This window comes from Streptomyces hygroscopicus subsp. hygroscopicus (assembly GCF_030269125.1).
Classification (GTDB): Bacteria; Actinomycetota; Actinomycetes; order Streptomycetales; family Streptomycetaceae; genus Streptomyces; species Streptomyces hygroscopicus_C.
The window spans coordinates 176,301-201,552 of record NZ_BSSM01000012.1 but is presented as its reverse complement, the minus strand read 5'-3'; the positions used below and the strand labels follow the sequence as shown (position 1 = coordinate 201,552).

Below are 25,252 nucleotides of genomic sequence, written 5' to 3'. Positions count from 1 at the left end.
CCGACCGACAACGCCGCGTGGTGCGGGGAGCCCACGGGCTCGTCCGGTTCCGGTGCCGGGGCGGCGCGCCTACGCTCGTCCCCATGACCGAACCGACGCCGGACCCGCTGGATCACCTGAGAGAACGTCTCGTCGCCCCCGGGGAGCTGCTGACCGGCACCGTGGCCGGGTTCGACGGAGACGACGTGCTCGTCCTGCTGGACGGCGACACGGAAGGCCCCACCGGCCGCATCCCCGGCGGTGAGCTGACCTGGCGCCGCATCGAGCGCCCGTCGGACGTGCTCACGGTGGGGCAGCGGGTCCGGGCGGAGGTGACGATGCGGGACGGGCGCGAGGGCAGGACTCTGCTGTCGGGGCGGGCCTGCGAGGACGAGGCGCTGTACCGCTTCCTGCTGGGCATCGCGCGGGGCGACGTCGTGACGGGGACCGTCTCCTCGGTCCACCGCTTCGGGGTCTTCGTACGACTCGACGGCGAGCCCGCGCATCCGGTCTACGAGGGCACCGGGTTCGTCAACGTCCCCGAGCTGTCCTGGTCCCGGTTCGACGATCCGGCGGATGTGGTGGCGCCGGGTCGGCGGATCACGGCACAGGTGCTCGTCGCGGACACCCGCCGCGGCCAGGTCGCCCTTTCCCTCAAAGCGCTCCAGGACGACCCCTGGGACGCGTCGGCCCCGGCCGTCGGGGACGTCGTGACCGGGCCGGTTACCAAGATCGTCCCCTTCGGGGTCTTCGTCCGCGTCAACGCGTTCGTGGAGGGCCTGGTGCACTCCGGCGAACTGGCCGGTCGGAGCGTCGAGGAGGGGCAGGAGCTTCGGGTCGGGGTCCTGGAGGTCGACCGTGCGCGCCGGCGGCTCCGGCTGGGACCTGCCCGTTGACCCCCGAGAGCGCAAAGGCCCGGTCCCCCCGAAGGGAGCCGGGCCTCGTGAGCGGCTGTGGGACTACAGACCGGCGGCCTTGCGCAGGGCGTCCACGCGGTCCGTGCGCTCCCAGGTGAAGTCGGGGAGCTCGCGGCCGAAGTGGCCGTAGGCGGCGGTCTGGGCGTAGATCGGGCGCAGCAGGTCCAGGTCGCGGATGATCGCGGCCGGGCGGAGGTCGAAGACCTCGTCGATGGCCTTCTCGATCTTGTCGGTGTCGACCTTGTGGGTGCCGAAGGTCTCCACGAACAGGCCCACCGGCTCGGCCTTGCCGATCGCGTACGCGACCTGCACCTCGCAGCGCGAGGCCAGACCGGCGGCCACGACGTTCTTGGCGACCCAGCGCATCGCGTAGGCGGCCGAGCGGTCCACCTTGGACGGGTCCTTGCCCGAGAAGGCACCGCCACCGTGGCGGGCCATGCCGCCGTAGGTGTCGATGATGATCTTGCGGCCGGTCAGGCCCGCGTCGCCCATCGGGCCGCCGATCTCGAAGCGGCCGGTGGGGTTGACCAGGAGACGGTAGTTCTCCGTGTCCAGCTTGATGCCGTCATCGAGCAGCGCCTTCAGTTCCGGCTCCACCACGAACTCGCGGATGTCGGGGGCGAGCAGCGACTCCAGGTCGATGTCCGAGGCGTGCTGCGAGGAGACGACGACCGTGTCGAGACGGACGGCCTTGTCGCCGTCGTACTCGATGGTGACCTGCGTCTTGCCGTCCGGGCGCAGGTAGGGGATCGTGCCGTTCTTGCGGACGTCCGACAGCCGCTTCGACAGGCGGTGGGCGAGGAAGACCGGCAGCGGCATGAGGGTCGGCGTCTCGTCGGACGCGTAACCGAACATCAGGCCCTGGTCGCCGGCGCCCTGCTTGTCCAGCTCGTCCTCGTCGCCCTCGACGCGGGACTCGTAGGCGGTGTCGACACCCTGCGCGATGTCCGGGGACTGCGCGCCGATGGACACGGACACGCCGCAGGAGGCGCCGTCGAAGCCCTTCTTCGAGGAGTCGTAACCGATCTCGAGGATCTTGCCGCGTACCAGGGTCGCGATGTCCGCGTACGCCTTGGTGGTCACCTCGCCGGCCACGTGCACCAGGCCGGTGGTGATGAGCGTCTCCACGGCGACCCGGGAGGACGGGTCCTCGCGCAGAAGCGCGTCGAGGATGGTGTCGCTGATCTGGTCAGCGATCTTGTCGGGGTGACCCTCGGTCACGGACTCCGAGGTGAACAGGCGACGGGACACAACGCTCCCTGTGGTTGCAGCGGCTGCTGGCTGATCATTTGCAGTCGAACGCGGGGCTGCGCCCGGTCGACCTTGAACAGTTTATCGGTCGCACTCGGCCGGTGGGTCACCGTCTCGCCTCTCGGGAGCGCTGTGACCTGCGGCACGAGCATTCTGCACAATGCCCGGCGACCTTGGCCAGGGTAGCGGCCCCCGACTTGAGCATGGCCTGAATCCGTCCACCGGGTTCGCCCGGCCGACCGCGCCCGCGTCAGTCCAGGCGGTCCACGACCAGGTCCCAGACGACGTCGGCGAGGGCCTCCTTGGGCCCGTGCGGCACGGGGTTCTCGCTGCCGTCGGCGCCGAGCACGACGGCCTCGTTCTCCTCGGAACCGAAGGTCTTGCGCTCCCCCACCTCGTTCACGACGAGCAGGTCGCAGCCCTTGCGGGCGAGCTTGGCGCGGCCGTTGGCGAGGACGTCGTCGGTCTCGGCGGCGAAGCCCACGATCACCTGTCCGGCCCTGGCCCGTTCGGCGGACACCTCGGCGAGGATGTCGGGGTTGCGGACCAGGACGATGGGCTCGGGCTCCTTGTCGTCCTTCTTCTTGATCTTGCCGGTGGCGTAGGCCGCGGGGCGGAAGTCGGCGACGGCCGCGGCCATGACGACGGCGTCGGCGTCCGCCGCGGCCTTCAGCACGGCCTCGCGCAGCTGGACGGCGGTGCCGACCCGGACGACGTCCACGCCCGCCGGGTCGGGCAGGTGGGTGTTGGCCGCGATCAGCGTCACCCGGGCGCCGCGGGCGGCGGCGGTGCGGGCGAGGGCGTAGCCCTGCTTGCCGGAGGAGCGGTTGCCGAGGAAGCGCACCGGGTCCAGGGGCTCGCGGGTGCCGCCGGCGGAGACCACCACATGGCGTCCGCGCAGGTCGGGCTCCTGGACGCCGCGGGCGAGGACGCGTCGGCAGACCTCGAAGATCTCCGTGGGGTCGGGCAGCCGGCCCTTGCCGGTGTCGGCGCCGGTGAGGCGGCCGACGGCGGGTTCGACGACGACGGCGCCGCGGCGGCGCAGCGTGGCCACGTTCTCCTGGGTGGCGGGGTGCTCCCACATCTCGGTGTGCATGGCCGGGGCGAAGACCACGGGGCAGCGGGCCGTCAGCAGGGTGTTGGTGAGCAGGTCGTCGGCGAGGCCGTGGGCGGCCTTGGCGAGCATGTCGGCGGTGGCGGGGGCGACCACGACGAGGTCGGCATGCTGGCCGATGCGGACGTGCGGGACCTCGTGCACGGAGTCCCAGACCTCGGTGGAGACGGGGTTGCCGGACAGGGCCGAGAAGGTCGCGGCGCCGATGAAGCGCAGCGCGGACCCGGTCGGCACCACGCGCACGTCGTGGCCCGACTCGGTGAACCTTCTCAGCAGCTCACAGGCCTTGTAGGCGGCGATGCCACCGCTGACCCCAAGTACCACCCTCGGCTTGTCCACCATGTCTCCTCGGTCCGGAAATCCTGCAACACCCATGACACACCACAGACCCGGCAGTGTGACTGCCGGGTCTGTGGAAAAACCAAGTGCGGTCTGAACGTACGACCGGGGTACGCCCTTGGGATCCGGGCGCGTCCGCGGAGTACTACTGCGCGGGGCCCTCGATGGCCTCGGAGGTCAGCAGACCGGCGTTGATCTCGCGCAGGGCGATCGAGAGCGGCTTCTCGTGGACGTGGGTGTCGACGAGCGGACCCACGTACTCGAGGAGGCCCTCGCCGAGCTGCGAGTAGTACGCGTTGATCTGGCGAGCACGCTTGGCCGCGTAGATCACGAGGCTGTACTTCGAGTCGGTGGCCTCGAGGAGCTCGTCGATCGGCGGGTTGATGATGCCCTCGGGCGCGGTGATGGAAGAGGACACGCTCTACCTTCCGATGGATGGAAAAGAATCAATGATCGTGATCAGAGTCACGATTACACAACGTCCATCAAGGCTAGCAGCTCACGGGCCACGTCCTCGACGGAGGTGTTGACCAGGGTCTCGTCGAACTCCGGCTCGGCCGCCAGTTCGGTCCTGGCCGCCTCCAGGCGGCGCTCGATGACCTCGGGCGACTCGGTGCCCCGGCCGGTCAGCCTGCGCACCAGCTCCTCCCAGGAGGGCGGAGCCAGGAACACCAGCCGTGCGTCGGACATGGACTCACGGACCTGGCGAGCGCCCTGGAGGTCGATCTCCAGCAGGACGGGCTCGCCCTTCTCCAGCCGCTCCAGGACGGCCGCGCGGGGCGTGCCGTACCGGTTGCCGGCGAACTCGGCCCACTCCAGCAGCTCGCCGTTGGCGATCAGCTTGTCCATCTCCTCGTCGGTGACGAAGAAGTAGTGGACCCCGTGCTGCTCACCGGGGCGCGGCTTGCGGGTCGTCGCCGACACCGAGAGCCATACCTCGGGGTGTTCCTTGCGCATATGGGCGACGACCGTGCTCTTGCCGACCCCCGAGGGGCCGGAGAGCACGGTCAGCCGCGGACGTTCACTCATGCAGCGATTATTCCAGCAATCCCGGGGTGCCCGGGACTCCGGTCCGGCGCGGGCCCCGGACTCAGGCGCCGGTGCTGCCGAACTCACGCTCCAGGGAAGCGATCTGGTTGGAACCGAGGCCGCGCACCCGGCGGCTCTCGGAGATGCCCAGACGCTCCATGATCTGCTTGGCGCGGACCTTGCCCACGCCCGGCATGGACTCGAGCAGCGCGGAGACCTTCATCTTGCCGATGACGTCGTTCTCCTGGCCCTGCTTGATGACCTCGTGCAGGGAGGCGCCGGAGTGCTTGAGTCGATTCTTGACCTCGGCCCGCTCCCGGCGAGCCGCGGCGGCCTTTTCGAGCGCGGCTGCGCGCTGTTCAGGGGTAAGGGGCGGAAGAGCCACGCCTACGTCACCTCGGATGTCGAACTGTCGGATACGGACCGGTGAGGAACCTAGTCGCCCCACACCTGGGGAGCCACGAGCAACACGCTTGCCCGTTTCACCCTCGCTCGGAGACTAGCGGCCAAGTCCGCCAGAGTCAGCGAGAACAGCGGAAAAGTCCTGGTCAGCCTCCGCCAGGTCGGACATTTCAGACATATTGCCCTTGATTTGAGGATGTATTCACACTCAATTCCGCACCGGCCCGCTCAGCCGAGCGCCTACCGGCGGGTGTCAGCCCCGTCGACGGCCGCCCGGATCTCCTCCGCGAAGCGCTCGGCCGCCGCGCGCAGCGCCCCGACGTCGGGTCCGTGACGCAGCACACCCCGGCTGACGTTCGGCACGACGTTGCGCACGGCCGCCCCGAAGACCGACGGGAGGTCGGCCGGGGTCGCGCCCTGGGCGCCGATGCCGGGCGCGAGCAGCGGGCCGTTGATGTCCAGGTCGTACGCGGACAGGTCGCCGAGGGTGGCGCCGACGACCGCGCCGAAGGAGCCCAGCGGCTCCTGTCCCGCGTTCTCGGCCGCCAGGTGGGCCAGCACGGTCGCGCCCACGCTGCGGCCGTCGGCGCGCACGGCGTGCTGCACCTCGCCGCCCTCCGGGTTGGAGGTCAGCGCCAGCACGAACAGCCCGGCGCCGTTCTCCTTCGCCAGCGCCACGGCCGGGCTCAGCGAGCCGTAGCCGAGGTACGGCGAGACGGTCAGCGCGTCGGAGAACAGCGGGGCGTCCTTGTGCAGGAACGCCTCGGCGTAGGCGGCCATGGTCGAGCCGATGTCGCCGCGCTTGGCGTCCATCACGACCAGGGCGCCGGCCGCGCGAGCCTCCTGGACCGACTTCTCCAGGACGGCGAGGCCGCGCGAGCCGAACCGCTCGAAGAAGGCGCTCTGCGGCTTCAGCACGGCCACCCGGCCGGCCACCGCCTCAACCACGGTGCGGCTGAACCGCTCCAGGCCGGCCACGTCGTCGCCGAGGCCCCACTCGGCGAGCAGGGAGGCGTGCGGGTCGATGCCGACGCACAGCGGGCCGCGCTCGTCCATGGCGCGGCGCAGACGGGCGCCGAAGGGCTCGATCGGGCTCAGGCTGGTCATCGGGGCTTCCTCACGTCGGCGCCGACCGCGTCGGCGAGGGTGGCGTACGGGCTGGTGCGCAGGCGGGCGGCGAGGCCCTTGTGGATCGCGCGGCACCAGAAGGGGCCCTCGTAGACGAAGGCGCTGTAGCCCTGGACCAGCGTGGCGCCGGCCAGGATGCGCTGCCAGGCGTCCTCGGCGGTCTCGATGCCGCCGACGCCCACCAGGGTGATCCGGTCGCCCACCCGCGCGTACAGGCGGCGCAGGACCTCCAGGGAGCGGGCCTTGAGCGGCGCGCCGGACAGGCCGCCGGTCTCCCCGACCAGCGCGGCCGGGGACCTCAGGCCGAGGCCGTCGCGGGCGATGGTGGTGTTGGTGGCGATGATGCCGTCCAGGCCCAGCTCCACGGCCAGGTCGGCGACGGCGTCGACGTCCTCGTCGGCGAGGTCCGGGGCGATCTTCACCAGCAGCGGGACGCGGCGGCTCGCGGACGTGCGGTCGGCGGCCTCGCGGACGGCGGTCAGCAGCGGGCGCAGGTGGTCGACCGCCTGGAGGTCGCGCAGTCCGGGCGTGTTCGGCGAGGAGACGTTGACGACCAGGTAGTCGGCGTACGGCGCGAGGCGCTCGGCCGACTTCACGTAGTCCGCGACGGCCTCCGCCTCGGGGACGACCTTGGTCTTGCCGATGTTGACGCCGACGACGGTCCTGAAGACGGGCTCGCGGGTGGCCAGGCGGGCCGCCACGGCCAGCGAACCGTCGTTGTTGAAGCCCATGCGGTTGATCAGCGCGCGGTCGGCGACGAGGCGGAACAGCCGCTTCCTGGGGTTGCCGGGCTGCGGCTCGCCGGTGACCGTGCCGATCTCGACGTGGTCGAAGCCCAGCATCGACATCCCGTCGATCGCCACGGCGTTCTTGTCGAAACCGGCGGCGAGCCCGAACGGGCCGTGCATCCGCAGCCCGAACGCCTCGGTGCGCAGCTCCTTGTGGCGGGGCGCGAGGGCCGCCGCGACGAAGGTGCGCAGCACCGGGACGCGCGCGGCGAGCCGGATCCAGCGGAAGGCGAGGTGGTGGGCCTTCTCGGGGTCCATCCGTGTGAAGACCAGGCGGAAGAACAGCTTGTACATCTGGGAATGTCCTCTGGGTTCTCATGCGGACCGAGGGTCCTCATGAAGAGGGGGACACCGTTTCCGGTGTCCCCCTCGGGGCTGCTAGTCGCGGGCCGCGGTCAGGTGTTCCGCGTGTTCCTGGAGCGAGCGGACGCCCACGTCGCCGTGGTTGAGGGCGTCGATGCCCTGGACGGCCGCGGCGAGGGCCTGGACGGTCGTCAGGCACGGCACGGAGCGGGCGACGGCGGCCGTGCGGATGTCGTAGCCGTCGAGGCGGCCGCCGGTGCCGTACGGGGTGTTGACGATGAGGTCGACCTCGCCGTCGTGGATGAGCTGGACGATCGTCTTCTCACCGTCGGGACCGGTGCCCTCGGACTGCTTGCGCACCACGGTGGCGTTGATGCCGTTGCGCCTGAGGACCTCGGCGGTGCCGGAGGTGGCCAGCAGCTCGAAGCCGTGGGCGACCAGCTCGCGGGCCGGGAAGATCATCGAGCGCTTGTCGCGGTTGGCGACCGAGATGAACGCGCGGCCCTTGGTGGGCAGCGGGCCGTAGGCGCCCGCCTGCGACTTGGCGTAGGCCGTGCCGAAGACGGAGTCGATGCCCATGACCTCGCCGGTGGAGCGCATCTCCGGGCCGAGGACGGTGTCCACGCCGCGGCCGTGGATGTCGCGGAAGCGCGACCACGGCATCACGGCCTCCTTGACGGAGATCGGCGCGTCCAGCGGCAGCTCGCCGCCGTCGCCGTGCTTCGGCAGCAGCCCCTCCGCGCGCAGCTCGGCGATGGTCGCGCCCAGCGAGATGCGGGCGGCGGCCTTGGCGAGCGGCACGGCGGTCGCCTTGGAGGTGAAGGGGACCGTACGGGAGGCGCGCGGGTTGGCCTCCAGGACGTAGAGGATGTCCCCCGCCATGGCGAACTGGATGTTGATCAGGCCACGCACGCCGACGCCCTTGGCGATGGCCTCGGTGGAGGCGCGCAGCCGCTTGATGTCGAAGCCGCCGAGGGTGATCGGGGGCAGGGCGCACGCCGAGTCGCCGGAGTGGATGCCGGCCTCCTCGATGTGCTCCATGACGCCGCCGAGGTACAGCTCCTCGCCGTCGTAGAGGGCGTCGACGTCGATCTCGATCGCGTCGTCCAGGAAGCGGTCGACGAGGACCGGCCGGGAGGGGCTGATCTCGGTGGACTCGGCGATGTAGGCGGCGAGGCGGGTCTCGTCGTAGACGATCTCCATGCCGCGCCCGCCGAGCACGTACGACGGCCGCACGAGGACCGGGTAGCCGATCTCGTCGGCGATGGCCTTGGCCCCGGCGAAGGTGGTGGCGGTGCCGTGCTTGGGGGCCGGCAGGCCCGCCTCGGCGAGGACGCGGCCGAAGGCGCCGCGGTCCTCGGCGGCGTGGATGGCCTCCGGCGGGGTGCCCACGACCGGCACGCCGTTGTCCTTGAGGGCCTGCGACAGGCCGAGCGGGGTCTGGCCGCCGAGCTGGACGATGACGCCCGCGACCGGCCCCGCCTGCTGCTCGGCGTGCACGATCTCCAGGACGTCCTCCAGGGTGAGCGGCTCGAAGTAGAGCCGGTCGGAGGTGTCGTAGTCGGTGGAGACGGTCTCCGGGTTGCAGTTGACCATCACGGTCTCGTACCCGGCGTCGGACAGCGCGAAGGAGGCGTGGACGCAGGAGTAGTCGAACTCGATGCCCTGGCCGATGCGGTTGGGGCCGGAGCCGAGGATGATGACGGCCGGCTTCTCGCGCGGGGCGACCTCCGACTCCTCGTCGTAGGCGGAGTAGAAGTACGGCGTCCTCGCGGCGAACTCGGCGGCGCAGGTGTCGACCGTCTTGTAGACCGGGCGGATGCCGAGGGCGTGCCGGACCTCGCGGACGACGTCCTCGCGCAGGCCGCGGATCTCGGCGATCTGCTGGTCGGAGAAGCCGTGCCGCTTGGCCTCGGCGAGCAGGTCACCGGTCAGCTCGGCGGCGTCGGCCAGCTCGTCCGCGATCTCCTTGATGAGGAAGAGCTGGTCCACGAACCAGGGGTCGATCTTCGTGTACGCGAAGACCTCCTCCGGGGTGGCGCCGGCGCGGATGGCCTGCATGACGGTGTTGATCCGGCCGTCGGTGGGCCGCACCGCCTCGCGCAGCAGGGTCTCCTTGTCGCCGGGCTCGCCGGTGAAGGTGAACTGGCTGCCCTTCTTCTCCAGCGAGCGCAGCGCCTTCTGGAAGGCCTCGGGGAAGTTGCGGCCGATGGCCATGGCCTCGCCGACCGACTTCATGGTGGTGGTCAGCGTGGAGTCGGCCTGCGGGAACTTCTCGAAGGCGAACCGGGGCGCCTTGACGACGACGTAGTCGAGCGTGGGCTCGAAGGAGGCCGGGGTCTCCTGGGTGATGTCGTTCGGGATCTCGTCCAGGGTGTAGCCGACGGCCAGCTTGGCGGCGATCTTGGCGATCGGGAAGCCGGTCGCCTTGGAGGCGAGGGCCGAGGAGCGGGAGACGCGCGGGTTCATCTCGATGACGATGACGCGGCCGTCCTCGGGGTCGACGGCGAACTGGATGTTGCAGCCGCCGGTGTCGACGCCGACCTCGCGGATCACGGCGATGCCGATGTCGCGCAGGATCTGGTACTCGCGGTCGGTGAGCGTCATCGCGGGCGCGACGGTGATGGAGTCACCGGTGTGCACGCCCATGGGGTCGAAGTTCTCGATGGAGCAGACGACCACGACGTTGTCGTTCTTGTCGCGCATCAGCTCCAGCTCGTACTCCTTCCAGCCGAGGATGGACTCCTCCAGGAGCACCTCGGTGGTCGGCGAGAGGGTGAGGCCCTGGCCGGCGATGCGGCGCAGCTCCTCCTCGTCGTGGGCGAAGCCGGAGCCCGCGCCGCCCATGGTGAAGGAGGGGCGCACGACGACGGGGTAGCCGCCGAGCGTCTCGACGCCCTTGAGGACGTCGTCCATGGAGTGGCAGATCACCGAGCGGGCGGACTCGCCGTGCCCGATCTTGCGGCGGACCTCCTCCACGACCTCCTTGAACAGGTCGCGGTCCTCGCCCTTGTGGATGGCCTCGGGCTTGGCGCCGATCAGCTCGACTCCGTACTTGGCCAGGACGCCGTTCTCGTGCAGCGAGATGGCGGTGTTCAGGGCCGTCTGGCCGCCCAGGGTGGGCAGCAGGGTGTCGGGGCGCTCCTTGGCGATGATCTTCTCGACGAACTCGGGGGTGATCGGCTCGACGTAGGTGGCGTCGGCGATCTCCGGGTCGGTCATGATCGTCGCCGGGTTGGAGTTGACGAGGATGACGCGCAGGCCCTCGGCCTTGAGCACGCGGCACGCCTGGGTGCCGGAGTAGTCGAACTCGGCGGCCTGGCCGATGACGATCGGGCCGGAGCCGATGACCAGGACGGACTGGATATCGGTGCGCTTAGGCACGCTGGCCCTCCATCAGGGAAACGAAGCGGTCGAACAGGTAGGCGGCGTCGTGCGGACCGGCCGCCGCTTCGGGGTGGTACTGGACGGAGAAGGCGGGCTGGTCGAGCAGCTGGAGCCCCTCCACGACGTCGTCGTTGAGACAGACGTGCGAGACCTCGGCGCGGCCGAACCGGGTGTCGCTGACCCGGTCGAGGGGCGCGTCGACGGCGAAGCCGTGGTTGTGCGCGGTGACCTCGACCTTGCCGGTCGTGCGGTCCTGGACCGGCTGGTTGATGCCCCGGTGGCCGTACTTCAGCTTGTAGGTGCCGAAGCCGAGGGCGCGCCCGAGGATCTGGTTGCCGAAGCAGATGCCGAACAGCGGCGTCCCGCGCTCCAGGACGGCGGTCATCAGGGCGACCGGACCGTCGGCGGTGGCGGGGTCGCCGGGGCCGTTGGAGAAGAACACGCCGTCGGGGGCGAGGGCGTAGACCTCGTCGGCGGTGGCGGTGGCGGGCAGGACGTGCACCTCGATGCCGCGCTCGGCCATGCGGTGCGGGGTCATGCCCTTGATGCCGAGGTCGATGGCGGCGACGGTGAACTTCTTCTCGCCGACCGCGGGGACGACGTACGCCTCCTTGGTCGCGACCTCCTCGTACAGGCTCGCGCCCTTCATGTGCGGCTGGGCCTGCACACGGGCGAGGAGTTCGGAGTCGGCGGCGATCGCCTCTCCGGAGAAGATGCCGGCGCGCATGGAGCCGCGCTCGCGCAGGTGGCGGGTGAGGGCACGGGTGTCGATGCCGGAGATGCCGACGACGTCCTGGCGCTCCAGTTCGTCGTCCAGGGAGCGCTTCGAGCGCCAGTTGGACGGCACGCGCGCGGGGTCGCGGACCACGTAGCCGGAGACCCAGATGCGGGCCGACTCGTCGTCCTCGTCGTTCCAGCCGGTGTTGCCGATCTGCGGGGCGGTGGCGACGACGATCTGGCGGTCGTACGACGGGTCGGTCAGGGTCTCCTGGTAGCCGGTCATGCCGGTGGAGAACACGGCCTCGCCGAAGGTCTCCCCCACGGCCCCGTAGGCACGGCCGCGGAAGGTGCGGCCGTCCTCCAGGACGAGTACGGCGGGAGCCTTCGCGGCTCCCCTGGTGGAGGTCGTCATCGTGCGCCTTCCGTGTCGTTGATCATGTGGTTCAGGGTGTCGACCCATTCGGGGTGCTCGGCCGCGTGGTCGGAGCGGAAGCCCGAGTCGATCAGTTTGTCGCCGTGCGCCCAGGTCACCACCAGCAGTCCGCCCTCGGTGAGGACCTTGCCGGCGATGCCCTTGTCGAGCCGGGCCCCGCGCAGGGCGGCGGCGGGGACGAAGAAGTCGTTCGCCCCGGGGCGTTCGACCTCCAGGCCCGCGTCGGTGAGGGTGAGCCGGGCCAGGCTGCGGGTGCCCAGGCCGTGGGCCACGATGCGGTCCAGCCACTGCCCGGCGGTGGTGGAGCCGTGGTAGCGGCCGCTCATGCTCAGTCTCACCGGGCCGGTCTCCTCGGGCGCGCCGGGCAGCTCCGGGATGTCGCTCTGGAGGGTGGCGCGCCATTTCCAGCCCTCGCGCATCAGCCAGTAGACGAGCGCGATGAAGAGCAGGAGACCGACGAGCCAGCCGATACGAGCCGGCCAGTCGGTGACCGGCGCCGACTTCTCGGCCTCGGCCAGGAGGATTACAGGTGTCACGTGAGCTTCCCGTCGACGAGCGTGGCCTTGCCCCGCAGCCACGTGTGCGTCACACGGCCCGGCAGCTCGCGTCCCTGGTAGGGGGTGTTGCGGCTGCGCGAGGCGAAGCCCGCGGGGTCCACCTGGCCACGGTATGCCGTGTCGACCAGGGTGAGGTTGGCAGGCTCACCGGCCGAGACGGGACGGCCGTGTCCGGTGGCCCCACCGATCCGCGCGGGCTTGGCGGACATGCGGTCGGCGACGCCGGCCCAGTCCAGCAGGCCCGTGTCGACCATGGTCTCCTGCACCACCGACAGCGCGGTCTCCAGGCCGACCATGCCCATGGCGGCCGCGGCCCACTCGCAGTCCTTGTCCTCGTGCGGGTGCGGGGCGTGGTCGGTGGCGACGATGTCGATGGTGCCGTCGGCGAGCGCCTCGCGCAGGGCCATGACGTCGCGCTGGGTGCGCAGCGGCGGGTTGACCTTGTAGACGGGGTCGTAGGTGCGCACCAGTTCGTCGGTGAGCAGCAGGTGGTGCGGGGTGACCTCGGCGGTGACCCGGATGCCGCGGGACTTGGCCCAGCGGACGATCTCGACGGAGCCGGCGGTCGACAGGTGGCAGATATGGACCCGGGAGCCGACGTGCTCGGCGAGCAGGACGTCGCGGGCGATGATCGACTCCTCGGCGACGGCCGGCCAGCCGCCGAGGCCCAGTTCGGCGGAGACGACGCCCTCGTTCATCTGCGCGCCCTCGGTCAGCCGGGGCTCCTGGGCGTGCTGGGCGACGACGCCGTCGAACGCCTTCACGTACTCCAGGGCGCGGCGCATGATCACCGCGTCGTCCACGCACTTGCCGTCGTCGGAGAAGACGGTGACCCCGGCGGCCGACTCGTGCATGGCGCCGAGTTCGGCGAGCTTCCTGCCCTCCAGGCCGACGGTCACGGCGCCGATGGGCTGGACGTCGCAGTAGCCGTGCTCCTTGCCGAGCCGCCAGACCTGCTCGACGACGCCGGCGGTGTCGGCGACGGGGAAGGTGTTGGCCATGGCGAAGACGGCGGTGTAGCCGCCGCTCGCGGCCGCGCGGGTGCCGGTGAGGACGGTCTCGGAGTCCTCGCGGCCGGGCTCGCGCAGATGGGTGTGCAGGTCGACCAGGCCCGGCAGCAGCACCTTGCCGTCCGCCTCGATCACCTCGGCGCCCTCGGCGCTGAGTCCGGTGCCCACCTCGGCGATGGTCTCGCCGTCGATCAGCACGTCCTGCGGTTCGCCGCCCAGCACCTTCGCACCGCGGATCAGGATCTTGCTCATGTTCTTACTTCTCCTCAGTGCGGATGGGGGCGGCGGCGGGCTCGTTGCCGCCGAGCAGCAGGTACAGGACGGCCATCCGGATGGACACGCCGTTGGCGACCTGTTCGACGGCGGTGCAGCGGTCGGAGTCGGCGACCTCGGCGGTGATCTCCATGCCGCGCACCATCGGGCCGGGGTGCATCACGATGGCGTGCTCGGGCAGCTTGGCCATGCGGTCGCCGTCGAGGCCGTAGCGCCGGGAGTACTCGCGCTCGGTCGGGAAGAACGCGGCGTTCATCCGCTCGCGCTGCACGCGCAGCATCATCACCGCGTCGCTCTTGGGCAGGGTGCTGTCCAGGTCGTACGAGACCGCGCAGGGCCAGGACTCGACGCCGACCGGGAGCAGGGTCGGCGGGGCCACCAGGGTGACCTCGGCGCCGAGGGTGTGCAGCAGGTCGACGTTGGAGCGGGCGACCCGGCTGTGCAGGACGTCGCCGACGATGGTGACGCGCCTGCCGGCCAGGTCCTGGCCGAGGCCGGTGTCGCGGCCGACCAGGCGGCGGCGCATGGTGAAGGCGTCCAGGAGGGCCTGGGTGGGGTGCTGGTGGGTGCCGTCGCCGGCGTTGATCACGGCGGCGTCGATCCAGCCGGAGGTGGCGAGGCGGTAGGGCGCGCCGGAGGCACCGTGCCGGATGACGACGGCGTCGACGCCCATCGCCTCCAGGGTCTGGGCGGTGTCCTTCAGGGACTCGCCCTTGGACACGCTCGACCCCTTGGCGGAGAAGTTGATGACGTCAGCGGACAGGCGCTTCTCGGCGGCTTCGAAGGAGATCCGGGTGCGCGTGGAGTCCTCGAAGAAGAGGTTCACGACGGTACGGCCGCGCAGGGTCGGCAGTTTCTTGATCGGCCGGTCCGCGACCCGGGCCATCTCCTCGGCGGTGTCGAGGATCAGGACGGCGTCGTCGCGGGAGAGGTCGGCGGCCGAGATGAGATGACGCTGCATCTGTCAGGCTCCGTAAGGCAGTTCGGGAGGTTAGGGGCGAACCCGGGCACGGGCGGGTACGCCGAAGCGACCCTTGTGCGCCTGGGTCGCTACTGGTCGGCCGGCTTCACACCGAGCAGCACGGTGTCGCGACCGTCCTCCTCGGCGAGCTGGACCTTGACCGTCTCCCGCAGCGACGTGGGGAGGTTCTTGCCGACGTAGTCGGCGCGGATCGGCAGTTCGCGGTGGCCGCGGTCGACCAGGACCGCGAGCTGGACCGCGCGTGGGCGCCCGAGGTCGTTCAGGGCGTCGAGGGCGGCGCGGATGGTGCGACCGGAGAAGAGCACGTCGTCCACGAGGACGACCAGTTTGCCGTCGAGGCCGTCACCGGGGATCTCGGTGCGGGCCAGCGCACGCGGCGGGTGCATGCGCAGGTCGTCGCGGTACATGGTGATGTCGAGGGAGCCGACCGGGATGGCGCGGTCGGTGATCTGCTCGAGCTTGGCGGCCAGCCGCTGGGCGAGGAAGACGCCCCGGGTGGGAATGCCGAGGAGCACCACGTCGTCGGCGCCCTTGGCGCGCTCGACGATCTCGTGGGCGATGCGGGTCAGCACCCGCGCGATGTCGGGGCCCTCGAGAACGGGCCGGGCATCGGTCGCCTGGGGGTGGGCGTTCGTGTCCATAGAAAACGGACCTCCTTCTCCGCCTCACGGGACGGACCTTAAAGGACGTCGGAATTGCGCCATCTACCGTAGCAGGTCCCCGGGGCGGTCTCCGGTCACCCCCTTGGCCCATCCGGTGTTCACTACCACGGAAGCGTCGGGGTGGCCCATTCGGCTTGACGCAGAAGAATCACGCTGCGTAACCTCACAGTGAGTTACCAAAACGCGCGGCGGGAAGACAGCCGGCCGCGTCGACACAGTGTCCGGGGAGCTATATGTCCAGCGAATACGCCAAACAGCTCGGGGCCAAGCTCCGGGCCATCCGCACCCAGCAGGGCCTTTCCCTCCACGGTGTCGAGGAGAAGTCCCAGGGTCGCTGGAAGGCCGTGGTGGTGGGCTCGTACGAGCGCGGCGACCGTGCCGTGACCGTGCAGCGCCTTGCCGAGCTGGCCGACTTCTATGGCGTCCCGGTACAGGAGCTTCTGCCGGGCACCACGCCTGGCGGCGCCGCCGAGCCGCCGCCGAAGCTGGTCCTCGACCTGGAGCGGCTGGCGACCGTGCCGGCCGAGAAGGCGGGCCCCCTCCAGCGCTACGCGGCGACGATCCAGTCCCAGCGCGGCGACTACAACGGCAAGGTGCTGTCCATCCGCCAGGACGACCTGCGCACACTCGCCGTCATCTACGACCAGTCCCCGTCGGTCCTCACCGAGCAGCTGATCAGCTGGGGCGTCCTGGACGCGGACGCCCGTCGCGCGGTCGCCACGCACGAAGAGGCGTGAGGACGTAGGGCCCTACGCAGAAACGTGTCGCCGGGGTGGCCTGAACCAGACGGTTCGGGCCACCCCGGCGACGTTTGTCACGGCCGTCGGGCCACGCCGTCGACGCCGGTGGCCGCGCCCATGCGTAAGGGGCGCGGGGGAACTGCGCGACAGGCCACGGACGACTCGTGGCCTTCGTGTCGCAATTCTCCCCGCGCCCCTCCAGGCGGTCTTTCCGGCCAAGCCCGGCGCAGCCGACGGCTAGGCCCGGCGGAGCGACGGCTTCAGCTCCTTGAGCCGACCCAGCAGACCGTTGACGAACGAGGGCGACTCATCGGTCGAGAACTCCTTCGCCAGCTGCACCATCTCGTCCAGCACGACGGCGTCCGGGGTCTCGTCCTCCCAGATCAGCTCGTACGCGCCCAGCCGCAGGATGTTGCGGTCCACGACCGGCATCCGGTCGAGCGTCCACCCGACCGCGTACTGGGCGATCAGCTCGTCGATGCGCCGGGCGTGCTCGGCGTACCCCTCGACCAGCTGCATCGTGTACTCGCTGACCGGCGGCTGCCGGGTGTCGGACCGGGACAGCCGCACCCAGTCGGCGAGGACCGTGAGGACGTCGGCGCCGCGCTGGTCGCCCTCGAAGAGGATCTGGAAGGCGCGCTTGCGGGCCGTGTTGCGGGCAGCCACGGTTAGCTGTTCACCCGGCCGAGGTAGTCGCTCGTACGGGTGTCGACCTTGATCTTCTCACCGGTGGTGATGAAGAGCGGGACCTGGATCTGGTGGCCGGTCTCCAGGGTGGCGGGCTTGGTGCCACCGGTGGAGCGGTCGCCCTGGACGCCCGGCTCGGTCTCCTGGATGGTCAGCTCGACGGCGGCGGGCAGCTCCACGAAGAGCACCTCGCCCTCGTGCTGCGCGACGGTCGCGGTGAAGCCCTCGATGAGGAAGTTGGCGGCGTCGCCGACGGCCTTGCGGTCGACCATCAGCTGGTCGTAGGTCTCCATGTCCATGAAGACGAAGTAGTCGCCGTCCATGTACGAGAACTGCATGTCGCGCTTGTCGACAGTGGCGGTCTCGACCTTGACACCGGCGTTGAAGGTCTTGTCGACGACCTTGCCGGAGAGCACGTTCTTGAGCTTGGTGCGCACGAAGGCCGGGCCCTTGCCGGGCTTGACGTGCTGGAACTCGACGACGGACCAGAGCTGGCCGCCTTCGAGCTTGAGCACCAGGCCGTTCTTGAGGTCGTTCGTGGAAGCCACGGTTGCGGAATCTCCTGGACTGACGTACGACCCCGGGTCACGCGCTACAGCGCGAGCAGCTCCTTGGTCGTGATGGTGAGTAGCTCGGGTCCGCCGTCCGCCTCGGGGCGCACGACGAGCGTGTCATCGATCCGGACACCGCCCCGGCCCGGGAGGTGGACCCCCGGTTCGACGGTGACCGGCACGCAAGCGTCCAGTTTACCCATGGCCGCGGGCGCCAGCTCCGGGTCCTCGTCGATTTCGAGTCCGACGCCGTGGCCGGTGAGCGGTGGCAGGGCCTCCGCATAGCCCGCGGAGTCCAGTACCTGGCGTGCCGCGCGGTCCACGTCACGGTACGCGGCACCGGGGGCGAGGGCCTCGCGTCCGGCGCGCTGGGCGGAGAAGACCAGGTCGTACAGCTGGATCTGCCAGTCCGCCGGCGACGTGCCGATGACGAACGTACGGCCGATCTCGCAACGGTAGCCGCGGTAGGTGGCGCCGAGGCAGACGGAGAGGAAGTCCCCCTCCTCCACGCGCCGGTCGGTGGGCCGGTGGCCGCGGCGGCCGGAGTTCGGGCCGGTGGCGACGGAGGTGGGGAAGGCCGGGCCGTCGGCGCCGTGGTCGACCAGGCGGCGCTCCAGCTCCAGGGCGAGGTGCCGTTCGGTGCGGCCGACGAGGATCGACTCCAGCAGCTCGCCGAGGGCCTGGTCGGCGATCTCGGCGCCGATGCGCAGGCAGGAGATCTCCTCCTCGTCCTTGACGATCCGGAGCTGTTCCACGGCGCCGCCGACGTCGGTGAGGCGCAGGGCGGGGGCGGCGGCGGAGATGGCCCGGTGCCGGGTGACCGTCAGATGGTGTTCCTCGACGGCGAGGGAGTCCGCGCCCTGGTCCCGGGCGAGGTCGGCGGCGGTCACGGCGGTGTCGCCGCCCCGCGCGGGAAGGACGTGCACCCGCAGGCTGTCGTCCGGGCGGCCCTCGAAGGGGCGGTCGTCGGGCGGGACCGCGCACACCAGGAGGTCCTCGTGACCGCCGAGGAGCAGGACGGCGCCGTGCGGGGCGGCGGCCGCGAGGTAGCGCACGTTGGCGGGACGGGTGACGAGCGCTGCCGCGGTGCCGGCCGCGTTGAAGTGGTCCCGGAGGCGGGATCGGCGGTTCGCGTACACCTCTGACATGAGATGAGCTTAGGAGTTTTATGTCGTTTATGCCGATTTATAGCCGCCGAGTGGGGATGCCAGGGGGCTCCGCGGTCGGGGCGCGGGTGGCGGTGGGCCTGTCGCGGCCGTTGCCCACGCCCTCGGGTCCCGGACCGGTGCCCCCCGCGATCACCAGTTCGGTGGGCTCGCTATCGCCCTCGCCAGGACCTCGTCCAGGACCCTCGCCGTGCCCGGGACGTCCAGCTGCGAGTTGTCGATGATCGGGAGGCCCGAGCCGTACCAGCCGGCCATGCGGCCGTGGATGCGGGCGACCTCCTCGTCGGTGAGGCGGCGGTTGCCCGAGCGTTCGGCGTTGCGCTCCAGGACGACGTCCAGGCCGGGCAGCAGGACGACCGGGAGCAGGCCGGGGCCGACGTGGCGCTTCCAGCCGCCGAGGCCCACGACCGGGCGGTCCGGGAACACGGCGTCGTCAAGGATGCAGGAGATGCCGTTGGCCAGGAAGTTGCGCGCGGCGAAGCCGCAGGTGCGGCGGGCCAGGCGGTACTGGGCCTCCGAGTGGTCGTTCCAGCCGGACTGGGGGTCGGCGAAGCCGGAACGCACCCACTCGCGGACGTCGTCCAGGCTGACGTGGGCCGTGGGCACGCGGCGGTGGTCCGCCCAGTACTTCGCCACGCTGGTCTTGCCCGCACCGGCGGGACCGATCAGCAGAACGGCCAGCGTGGTGGTCGTCGGATCGGGCGTCGCGGCCGCGGTCGGCGCCGGGGTGGGCACTCCGAACGGCCCGCCGGGCGGCAGGTGCACATGACCGGTGCTGTCCGGGGCCGGCGGAGCGGGCATCCGCCGCGGCGCGGGCGCCTGCGGCGGCGGGCCGGCGGGAGCCGGCGGCTGCGGGTGCCCCGGGGCGGAACGGTTCGGCTGGTGCGGCTGCCCCGGCGGCACCGGACCCGAGGGCGCGAGGGGCTGGGGGTGTCCCGGCCCCGCGGGGGCCAGGGGCCGGGGCCCGCCCGGAGGGACCTGTCCCGACGGAGGCGGGAAGGCCGGGGGCGGGACGGCGGGGCCCTGGGCGGGCGCGGGGTGGTCGCCCGGGTGGTGTGCGGCCGACGGCCAGCCGGTGTGCGGCCGGTGCCCCGGCTGGTGGGGCGGCGGCAGCGGAGAACCCACTGCGTGCTGCATCCGTTGCCACTCCGTCTCGTACAGGCAGTTGGGGGTGCAGGCGGCGGGGGGTGGACCCCGCTCCTTTCCGAACGGTACCGTCCCCGGCCGTCGTTCGGTGAAACGGCCGGGGGCGGCCCGAAGTGCCCGACGCGCCGAAGAGAACGGCGCGGCCTGAGAGGACTACTCGCCGACTTCCCCGTAGGCGGCCAGCAGGACGGCCGGGTCCGGGCCCTCCAGGACGGTCGGCTTGGCCAGTCCGTCCAGGACGATGAAGCGCAGCAGATCGCCGCGGGACTTCTTGTCGACCTTCATGTTCTCGACCAGCTTGGGCCACTGGTCGTAGCGGTAGTGCAGCGGCAGGCCCACGGACTCCAGGATCGCGCGGTGCCGGTCGGCGGTCGCGTCGTCCAACCGGCCCGCGAGGCGGCCGAGTTCGGCGGCGAAGTGCATGCCGACCGCGACCGCGGCGCCGTGCCGCCACTTGTAGCGCTCGTTCTTCTCGATGGCGTGGCCGAGCGTGTGGCCGTAGTTGAGGATCTCGCGGCGGCCGGACTCCTTCAGGTCCGAGGAGACGACCTCGGCCTTGACCCGGATCGAGCGCTCGATCAGTTCGGCCGTGTGCGGTCCCGCCGGGGTGCGCGCCGCCTCCGTGTCCGCCTCGATCAGGTCGAGGATCACCGGGTCGGCGATGAAGCCGGCCTTGATGATCTCGGCGAGTCCGGAGACGTAGTCGTTGACCGGCAGGGAGTCCAGGGCCGCGAGGTCGCACAGCACGCCGGCCGGCGGGTGGAAGGCGCCCACCAGGTTCTTGCCCTCGGCGGTGTTGATGCCGGTCTTGCCGCCGACCGCCGCGTCCACCATGGCGAGCACGGTGGTCGGTACGGCGATCCAGCGCACCCCGCGCAGCCAGGTCGCCGCCACGAAGCCCGCGAGGTCCGTGGTGGCGCCGCCGCCCACGCCGACGATGACGTCGGTGCGGGTGAAGTTGGACTGGCCGAGGGCCTTCCAGCAGTAGGCGGCGACCTCGGCGGTCTTGGCCTCCTCGGCGTTGGGCACCTGGATGGCGATGGCCTCGTAGCCCTGCTCGGCCAGGTCGGCGCGGAGCGCGTCCCCGGTCTCGGCCAGCGCCTCCGGGTGCACCACGGCCACGCGCTTGGCCCTGGGACCGATCAACCCGGCCAGTTCGCCCAGGAGTTGACGGCCGACCAGCACCTCGTACGGGTCGGTGCCCGCGGTGCCCGCGACCTGGATCCGGGTGACTGCCTCGCTCATGCCTTCTTCAACTCCAGTGCGTCCAGCGCTGCTTGGGTGACCTCTTCGGGGGTGCGGCCGTCGGTGGCGACGACGGCGGTGGCGACCTCCTCGTACAGATGGCGCCGGGCCTCCATCAGCTCGCGCCACTGCTTGCGCGGGTTGACCGCGAGCAGCGGGCGGGCCACGTTCAGGCCGGTGCGCCGCACCGCCTCCTCGACGTCCATGGAGAGGTAGACGACCGGGTGCCGGGCGAGCAGCGCGCGGGTGTCCGCGTCGAGGACCGCGCCGCCGCCGAGCGCGAGGACGCCCTCGTGCTCGGCGAGCGCGGTGGCCACGGCCGCCTTCTCCAGCGCCCGGAAGAACTCCTCGCCCTCGTCCACGAAGATCTCGGAGATGGCCCGGCCCTCGGCGGCCACGATGTCGTCGTCGGTGTCCCGGTAGCCGGTGCCCAGCCGCTCGGCCAGCAGGCGGCCGACGGTGGACTTGCCGACACCCATCGGGCCGACGAGGACGAGACGCGGCCCGCTCATCGGATCCGCAGGTTGTCGAGGTACGACCGGACGTTGCGGCGGGTCTCGCCCACCGAGTCGCCGCCGAACTTCTCCGCGACCGCGTCCGCCAGCACCAGCGCGACCATGGCCTCGGCCACGATGCCCGCGGCCGGCACGGCCGAGACGTCCGAGCGCTGGTGGTGGGCCTGCGCGGCCTCACCGGTGGCCACGTCCACGGTCCGCAGCGCGCGCGGCACGGTCGCGATCGGCTTCATCGCGGCGCGCACCCGCAGCAGCTCACCCGTGGACAGCCCGCCCTCGGTGCCGCCCGCGCGGCCGGAGACACGCCGGATGCCCTCCGGGGTGCTCACGATCTCGTCGTGCGCCTTCGAGCCCGGCACCCGCGCCAGCTCGAAGCCGTCGCCGATCTCCACGCCCTTGATCGCCTGGATGCCCATCAGGGCGCCCGCCAGGCGCGCGTCCAGCTTCCGGTCCCAGTGCACGTGCGAGCCCAGGCCCACCGGAACGCCGTAGGCCAGCACCTCGACCACGCCACCGAGGGTGTCGCCGTCCTTGTGGGCCTGGTCGACCTCCGCGACCATCGCCTTCGACGCGTCCGCGTCCAGGCAGCGCAGCGGGTCCGCGTCCAGCCTCTCCACGTCGGCCGGCGTCGGGTACACCCCGGCCGGGGCCTTCACCGAGCACAGTTCGACCACGTGGGAGACGATCTCGATGCCTGCCGTCTCCTTCAGGTACGACCGGGCCACCGCGCCCAGCGCCACCCGCGCCGCGGTCTCACGGGCCGAGGCGCGCTCCAGGATCGGGCGGGCCTCGTCGAAGTCGTACTTCTGCATGCCCGCGAGGTCCGCGTGACCGGGCCGCGGCCGGGTCAGCGGCGCGTTGCGGGCGAGTCCGTCGAGGATCTCGGCGTCGACCGGGTCGGCCGACATGACCTGCTCCCACTTCGGCCACTCGGTGTTGCCCACCATGATCGCGACCGGCGAACCGAGGGTCAGCCCGTGCCGGACACCACCCAGAAAGGTGACCTCGTCCCGCTCGAACTTCATCCGCGCACCGCGGCCATAGCCGAGCCGCCGCCGCGCGAGGTGGTCCGCCACCATCTCCGTGGTGATCGGTACGCCGGCGGGAAGGCCCTCCAGCGTCGCCACAAGTGCGGGACCGTGGGACTCCCCCGCGGTCAGCCAACGCAGCCTGCTCAACGGTGCTCCTCAGTGTTCGCGCCCGGTACTGCCCGGCGCACGCCGGCGCCGACGGCGTGACCGGATGCGCGGCGCCGGTCCGCCACTTCCGATCCTCCCACGTCCGGGGCGGGTGTCCGGTGCCCGGTCCAGCAAGCGGACGGGGCGCGGACGGGCGGCGCAGGCGGCACGGGAAGGTCAGCGGGCGGCGAGCGCCTGTTCCCCGGCCCTGCGCATGGCCTCCAGCGGCGCCGGGGCGAGCCCGGTCATCTGTTCGACCTGGAGGACGGCCTGGTGGACCAGCAGGTCGAGGCCGCCGACGACGGCTCCGCCGTACATGGACCAGCGGGCCGCCAGCTCGGTGGGCCAGGGCTCGTAGAGCACGTCGAAGAGGGTGGCGGGGCGTTCGGGTACGGCGGCGGCGAGGGCGTCGGTGGTGCCGGCGGGGGTGGTGGCGATCACCAGCGGGGCGCGCAGGGCCTCGGCCGCGTCCGACCAGTCGGCCGTGCGGACGTCCACCTCCAGGCGGCGGCCCCACTGGCGCATCTCCTCGGCGCGGGGCTCGCTGCGCACGTAGGCGACGACCTCGCCGGTGCAGACGCGGGACAGGGCGGCGAGCGCCGAGGAGGCGGTGGCGCCGGCACCGAGGATCGCGGCGGACCCCACCTGTTCGATCCCGTGTTCGCGCAGGGCGGCCACCATGCCAGGGATGTCGGTGTTGTCCCCGCGCTTACGGCCGTCCGCGTCGAACACCACCGTGTTGACGGCGTCGACGGCGGCGGCCGTATCGCTGATCTCGTCCAGCAGCGGGATGACCGCCCGCTTCAACGGCATGGTCAGCGACAACCCCGCCCACTCGGGCCCGAGCCCCCGGAAGAAGGCGGGCAACGCGGCCTCGTCGACCTCGAAACGGTCGTACGACCAGCCTGCGAGTCCCAGTTCCTCGTAGGCCGCCCGGTGCAGCACCGGGGAGAGCGAGTGGGCGATGGGCTTTCCGAGTACGGCGGCCCGGCGGGCGTCAGTTGCCCGAGCTGGCATTGAACTTTTCCTTGAGCTGCTTGAATTCTTCGTAGGTACGGGCGAATTCGGTATTGGTCGTACCGTCGGTCGCCACGAAATAGATCCAGCCGTCGTGGGTCGGACTCAGCGTCGCCTTGATCGCGTCCTCGCCGGGGTTTCCGATGGGACCGGGCGGAAGGCCCTTGTGGGTGTACGTGTTGTACGGGCTCTGGTTGCTGTTGATCTCCTTCTCGGAGATATGGATGTTGCTGGTGCCCTTGGCGTAGTTGTACGTCGAGTCGAACTGCAGCAGCTGGTTCGTCTCGGTGTTGGTGGGCTTGAGACGGTTGTAGACCACTTCGGCCATCTTGCGGAAGTCGTCGTGGGTCTTGCCCTCCGCCTGCACCAGGCTCGCGACCGTGACCAGCTCGAAAGCGTCGTGCAGGCCCAGCGACCTGGCCTTCGCGTCCAGGCCGTAGGCGGCGTACCGCTCCTTGGCCTGGGCCACCATCTGCTTGAGGATCGCGTCCGGCTTCATTCCCTTGGCGGCCGGATAGGTGCCAGGGAAGAGGAATCCCTCCAGCGGGTCCTTCGCCTCGGGGCTGTTCCGCGCCCAGGCAGGCATACCGAGGTCCCGGTACTCCTTCTTCGCGATCTTCTCGGTGCTGCCGGCGGAGATCTCGAGCTTCTTGTCGATGGCCTGGTAAACGGCGACATTGCGCTCACCCGGCGTCACGATCACATTGTTCTGGCTCTTCGGGTCGAGCATCATGCGCACGGCGCTGGCCGCGGACATCTCCTTTTTCAGGAGATAGGCGCCGGCCTGGATCGAGTCGCCGCCCGGTGTCGTGCCCTGGGCGTGCACGAAGGCCTCGGCGCTCTTGACGACACCGGCCTCCTTCAGCCGCCGCCCGATGTCCCAGCCGCCGGCGCCCTTGGGGATCTCCACGGTCACCGTCTCGCCTGTGCCCTCGCCCGCGTAGTCCGGGGCCGGGGCGAAACGATTTTGGTAGAACTTGTAGCCGTAGTACCCGACTCCGCCGAGGCCACCGCCGAAGACCAGGACGACGACCATGCAGGCGCAGCCGGTACGCCGTTTCTTGGCCTTGACGGGTTTTCTGCCCTTGCCGGTGCGCCGCTCCCGGCGGCCGGCCAGCTCGTGCTCCTCCTCGTCGTCCTCGCCGCCGCCCGCGAAGAAGGCGTGCTCCTCCTCGTCGTCGGCGACCGGGTCCGGCTCGGGTTCGGCCTCGGGGCGCCTGCGGCCGGGCGGCTCCGGCGGCGGATAGGCGTCCTCGGTGCCGTAGAGGTCGGGCTGCTCCGCGCCGTACGCCACGGGGTGCTGCCCGTAGGGGTCGCCCGGGTCGGCCGCGTAGGGCACCTGGCCGTGGGTGCCGGTCGCGTCCCAGCCGCCCTGGTGGCCGGAGTGGTCCGGCTGCTGGGGATACTGCGGGTGCTGCCCGTGGTACTGGGGGTCGTACTGAGGATGTCCCTGGTCACCGTAGTACGGGTACTGCTGACCGTCGTACCCCGGCTGCTGGCCCTGCGACCAGTCGCCGTACTGCGGCTGCTGGGGGTACTGCTGCTGCGACCGGCCGCCGTAGGCAGCCTGATGCCCGGCGTACGCCTGCTGCCCTTCCCATCCGCCGTCCCCGTACAACGGGTCCTGCGGATGCCACGGTTCGGAGCCTGGGCCCCGGCCATACTCAGTCATCGATCCCCTAGAGCCGCGAGGCCGACGGTCACGCGGCCGGGGGCCGGCTTCCGCTCCGCCT

Annotated in this window: 24 protein-coding genes; 2 read left to right on the top strand and 22 right to left on the bottom strand. The window is 71.2% G+C overall.

Annotation, left to right across the window (positions count from 1 at the left end; all coding sequences use genetic code 11):
- The first annotated feature begins 83 nt into the window (after window positions 1–83).
- The gene (locus QSK45_RS25780; protein WP_285560875.1) at window positions 84–875 is read left to right on the top strand and encodes a S1 RNA-binding domain-containing protein; all 792 of its coding nucleotides are present in this window, start codon (window positions 84–86) and stop codon (window positions 873–875) included.
- A gap of 63 nt (window positions 876–938) precedes the next feature.
- On the opposite strand, the gene metK is transcribed toward QSK45_RS25780, so the two are convergent.
- From metK to pyrR, 13 genes are all read right to left on the bottom strand, one after another.
- Window positions 939–2,147 carry a methionine adenosyltransferase gene (gene metK / locus QSK45_RS25775; protein ID WP_285560873.1) on the bottom strand — a complete coding sequence of 403 codons (1,209 nt, stop codon included), beginning with the start codon at window positions 2,145–2,147 and terminating at the stop codon, window positions 939–941.
- Window positions 2,148–2,397: 250 nt separating this feature from the next.
- The gene (gene coaBC / locus QSK45_RS25770) at window positions 2,398–3,600 is read right to left on the bottom strand and encodes a bifunctional phosphopantothenoylcysteine decarboxylase/phosphopantothenate--cysteine ligase CoaBC (RefSeq protein ID WP_285561061.1); all 1,203 of its coding nucleotides are present in this window, start codon (window positions 3,598–3,600) and stop codon (window positions 2,398–2,400) included.
- A 145-nt stretch (window positions 3,601–3,745) separates the two neighbouring features.
- Window positions 3,746–4,018, bottom strand: a complete 273-nt coding sequence (gene rpoZ / locus QSK45_RS25765) for a DNA-directed RNA polymerase subunit omega (RefSeq protein ID WP_005319902.1) — start codon at window positions 4,016–4,018, stop codon at window positions 3,746–3,748.
- A 53-nt stretch (window positions 4,019–4,071) separates the two neighbouring features.
- Window positions 4,072–4,629 (bottom strand): guanylate kinase, encoded by a 558-nt coding sequence (gene gmk / locus QSK45_RS25760; protein WP_285560871.1) that lies wholly within the window; start codon window positions 4,627–4,629, stop codon window positions 4,072–4,074.
- Window positions 4,630–4,690: 61 nt separating this feature from the next.
- Window positions 4,691–5,014 carry an integration host factor gene (locus QSK45_RS25755; RefSeq protein WP_037651003.1) on the bottom strand — a complete coding sequence of 108 codons (324 nt, stop codon included), beginning with the start codon at window positions 5,012–5,014 and terminating at the stop codon, window positions 4,691–4,693.
- 257 nt (window positions 5,015–5,271) lie between these two features.
- Complete coding sequence (gene pyrF / locus QSK45_RS25750) at window positions 5,272–6,129, bottom strand: orotidine-5'-phosphate decarboxylase (RefSeq protein WP_285561059.1); 858 nt, start codon at window positions 6,127–6,129, stop codon at window positions 5,272–5,274.
- Window positions 6,130–6,134: 5 nt separating this feature from the next.
- Window positions 6,135–7,241: a quinone-dependent dihydroorotate dehydrogenase gene (locus QSK45_RS25745; RefSeq protein WP_285560867.1), complete on the bottom strand. Its 1,107-nt coding sequence runs from the start codon at window positions 7,239–7,241 to the stop codon at window positions 6,135–6,137.
- Between the two features lie 84 nt (window positions 7,242–7,325).
- Entirely contained in the window at window positions 7,326–10,634 is a 3,309-nt protein-coding gene (gene carB / locus QSK45_RS25740; RefSeq protein WP_285560865.1) for a carbamoyl-phosphate synthase large subunit, read from the bottom strand.
- The gene (gene carA / locus QSK45_RS25735) at window positions 10,627–11,769 is read right to left on the bottom strand and encodes a glutamine-hydrolyzing carbamoyl-phosphate synthase small subunit (protein WP_285560864.1); all 1,143 of its coding nucleotides are present in this window, start codon (window positions 11,767–11,769) and stop codon (window positions 10,627–10,629) included. Before carA ends, carB begins: the two co-directional genes overlap by 8 nt.
- Window positions 11,766–12,326, bottom strand: a complete 561-nt coding sequence (locus QSK45_RS25730) for a PH-like domain-containing protein (protein WP_285560863.1) — start codon at window positions 12,324–12,326, stop codon at window positions 11,766–11,768. Before QSK45_RS25730 ends, carA begins: the two co-directional genes overlap by 4 nt.
- The gene (locus tag QSK45_RS25725) at window positions 12,323–13,609 is read right to left on the bottom strand and encodes a dihydroorotase (RefSeq protein ID WP_285560860.1); all 1,287 of its coding nucleotides are present in this window, start codon (window positions 13,607–13,609) and stop codon (window positions 12,323–12,325) included. Before QSK45_RS25725 ends, QSK45_RS25730 begins: the two co-directional genes overlap by 4 nt.
- Window positions 13,610–13,613: 4 nt before the next feature.
- Window positions 13,614–14,591, bottom strand: a complete 978-nt coding sequence (locus tag QSK45_RS25720; RefSeq protein ID WP_285560859.1) for an aspartate carbamoyltransferase catalytic subunit — start codon at window positions 14,589–14,591, stop codon at window positions 13,614–13,616.
- An 89-nt stretch (window positions 14,592–14,680) separates the two neighbouring features.
- Window positions 14,681–15,253, bottom strand: a complete 573-nt coding sequence (gene pyrR / locus QSK45_RS25715) for a bifunctional pyr operon transcriptional regulator/uracil phosphoribosyltransferase PyrR (protein WP_285560857.1) — start codon at window positions 15,251–15,253, stop codon at window positions 14,681–14,683.
- Window positions 15,254–15,507: 254 nt separating this feature from the next.
- Here pyrR and bldD point away from each other — a divergent pair, with 254 nt between their 5' ends.
- On the top strand, window positions 15,508–16,011 hold the full coding sequence (gene bldD / locus QSK45_RS25710) for a transcriptional regulator BldD (RefSeq protein ID WP_014671524.1): 504 nt from the start codon (window positions 15,508–15,510) through the stop codon (window positions 16,009–16,011).
- 240 nt (window positions 16,012–16,251) lie between these two features.
- Here bldD and nusB read toward each other — a convergent pair whose 3' ends face one another.
- The 9 genes from nusB to mltG form a co-directional block, all read right to left on the bottom strand.
- Window positions 16,252–16,680, bottom strand: a complete 429-nt coding sequence (gene nusB, locus QSK45_RS25705; RefSeq protein WP_285560854.1) for a transcription antitermination factor NusB — start codon at window positions 16,678–16,680, stop codon at window positions 16,252–16,254.
- A gap of 2 nt (window positions 16,681–16,682) precedes the next feature.
- Window positions 16,683–17,249: an elongation factor P gene (gene efp / locus QSK45_RS25700; protein ID WP_285560852.1), complete on the bottom strand. Its 567-nt coding sequence runs from the start codon at window positions 17,247–17,249 to the stop codon at window positions 16,683–16,685.
- Between the two features lie 44 nt (window positions 17,250–17,293).
- Window positions 17,294–18,400 (bottom strand): aminopeptidase P family protein, encoded by a 1,107-nt coding sequence (locus QSK45_RS25695; protein ID WP_285560851.1) that lies wholly within the window; start codon window positions 18,398–18,400, stop codon window positions 17,294–17,296.
- Window positions 18,401–18,550: 150 nt separating this feature from the next.
- Window positions 18,551–19,555, bottom strand: coding sequence for an AAA family ATPase (locus QSK45_RS25690; protein WP_285560849.1), 1,005 nt, complete (start codon window positions 19,553–19,555; stop codon window positions 18,551–18,553).
- Between the two features lie 162 nt (window positions 19,556–19,717).
- A complete protein-coding gene (gene aroB, locus QSK45_RS25685; protein ID WP_285560846.1) occupies window positions 19,718–20,809 on the bottom strand; it encodes a 3-dehydroquinate synthase in 1,092 nt (363 codons plus the stop codon).
- Entirely contained in the window at window positions 20,806–21,321 is a 516-nt protein-coding gene (locus tag QSK45_RS25680) for a shikimate kinase (RefSeq protein ID WP_285560844.1), read from the bottom strand. Before QSK45_RS25680 ends, aroB begins: the two co-directional genes overlap by 4 nt.
- Window positions 21,318–22,502: a chorismate synthase gene (gene aroC / locus QSK45_RS25675; RefSeq protein ID WP_285560843.1), complete on the bottom strand. Its 1,185-nt coding sequence runs from the start codon at window positions 22,500–22,502 to the stop codon at window positions 21,318–21,320. The genes QSK45_RS25680 and aroC overlap by 4 nt, the downstream gene beginning before the upstream one ends.
- Before the next feature lie 177 nt (window positions 22,503–22,679).
- On the bottom strand, window positions 22,680–23,519 hold the full coding sequence (locus QSK45_RS25670; RefSeq protein ID WP_285560841.1) for a shikimate dehydrogenase: 840 nt from the start codon (window positions 23,517–23,519) through the stop codon (window positions 22,680–22,682).
- Window positions 23,500–25,191 (bottom strand): endolytic transglycosylase MltG, encoded by a 1,692-nt coding sequence (gene mltG, locus QSK45_RS25665; RefSeq protein ID WP_285560839.1) that lies wholly within the window; start codon window positions 25,189–25,191, stop codon window positions 23,500–23,502. The genes QSK45_RS25670 and mltG overlap by 20 nt, the downstream gene beginning before the upstream one ends.
- Between the last annotated feature and the right edge of the window lie 61 nt (window positions 25,192–25,252).

What these genes read in the sequence shown, in the direction of transcription:
- QSK45_RS25780 (WP_285560875.1), top strand. Translation starts at nt 84, where the DNA reads ATGACCGAACCGACGCCGGACCCGCTGGATCACCTGAGAGAACGTCTC.
- gmk (WP_285560871.1), bottom strand. Translation starts at nt 4,629, where the DNA reads ATGAGTGAACGTCCGCGGCTGACCGTGCTCTCCGGCCCCTCGGGGGTC.
- QSK45_RS25745 (WP_285560867.1), bottom strand. Translation starts at nt 7,241, where the DNA reads ATGTACAAGCTGTTCTTCCGCCTGGTCTTCACACGGATGGACCCCGAG.
- carA (WP_285560864.1), bottom strand. Translation starts at nt 11,769, where the DNA reads ATGACGACCTCCACCAGGGGAGCCGCGAAGGCTCCCGCCGTACTCGTC.
- QSK45_RS25725 (WP_285560860.1), bottom strand. Translation starts at nt 13,609, where the DNA reads ATGAGCAAGATCCTGATCCGCGGTGCGAAGGTGCTGGGCGGCGAACCG.
- QSK45_RS25720 (WP_285560859.1), bottom strand. Translation starts at nt 14,591, where the DNA reads ATGCAGCGTCATCTCATCTCGGCCGCCGACCTCTCCCGCGACGACGCC.
- pyrR (WP_285560857.1), bottom strand. Translation starts at nt 15,253, where the DNA reads ATGGACACGAACGCCCACCCCCAGGCGACCGATGCCCGGCCCGTTCTC.
- bldD (WP_014671524.1), top strand. Translation starts at nt 15,508, where the DNA reads ATGTCCAGCGAATACGCCAAACAGCTCGGGGCCAAGCTCCGGGCCATC.
- QSK45_RS25695 (WP_285560851.1), bottom strand. Translation starts at nt 18,400, where the DNA reads ATGTCAGAGGTGTACGCGAACCGCCGATCCCGCCTCCGGGACCACTTC.
- QSK45_RS25690 (WP_285560849.1), bottom strand. Translation starts at nt 19,555, where the DNA reads ATGCAGCACGCAGTGGGTTCTCCGCTGCCGCCGCCCCACCAGCCGGGG.
- aroB (WP_285560846.1), bottom strand. Translation starts at nt 20,809, where the DNA reads ATGAGCGAGGCAGTCACCCGGATCCAGGTCGCGGGCACCGCGGGCACC.
- QSK45_RS25680 (WP_285560844.1), bottom strand. Translation starts at nt 21,321, where the DNA reads ATGAGCGGGCCGCGTCTCGTCCTCGTCGGCCCGATGGGTGTCGGCAAG.
- QSK45_RS25670 (WP_285560841.1), bottom strand. Translation starts at nt 23,519, where the DNA reads ATGCCAGCTCGGGCAACTGACGCCCGCCGGGCCGCCGTACTCGGAAAG.
- mltG (WP_285560839.1), bottom strand. Translation starts at nt 25,191, where the DNA reads ATGACTGAGTATGGCCGGGGCCCAGGCTCCGAACCGTGGCATCCGCAG.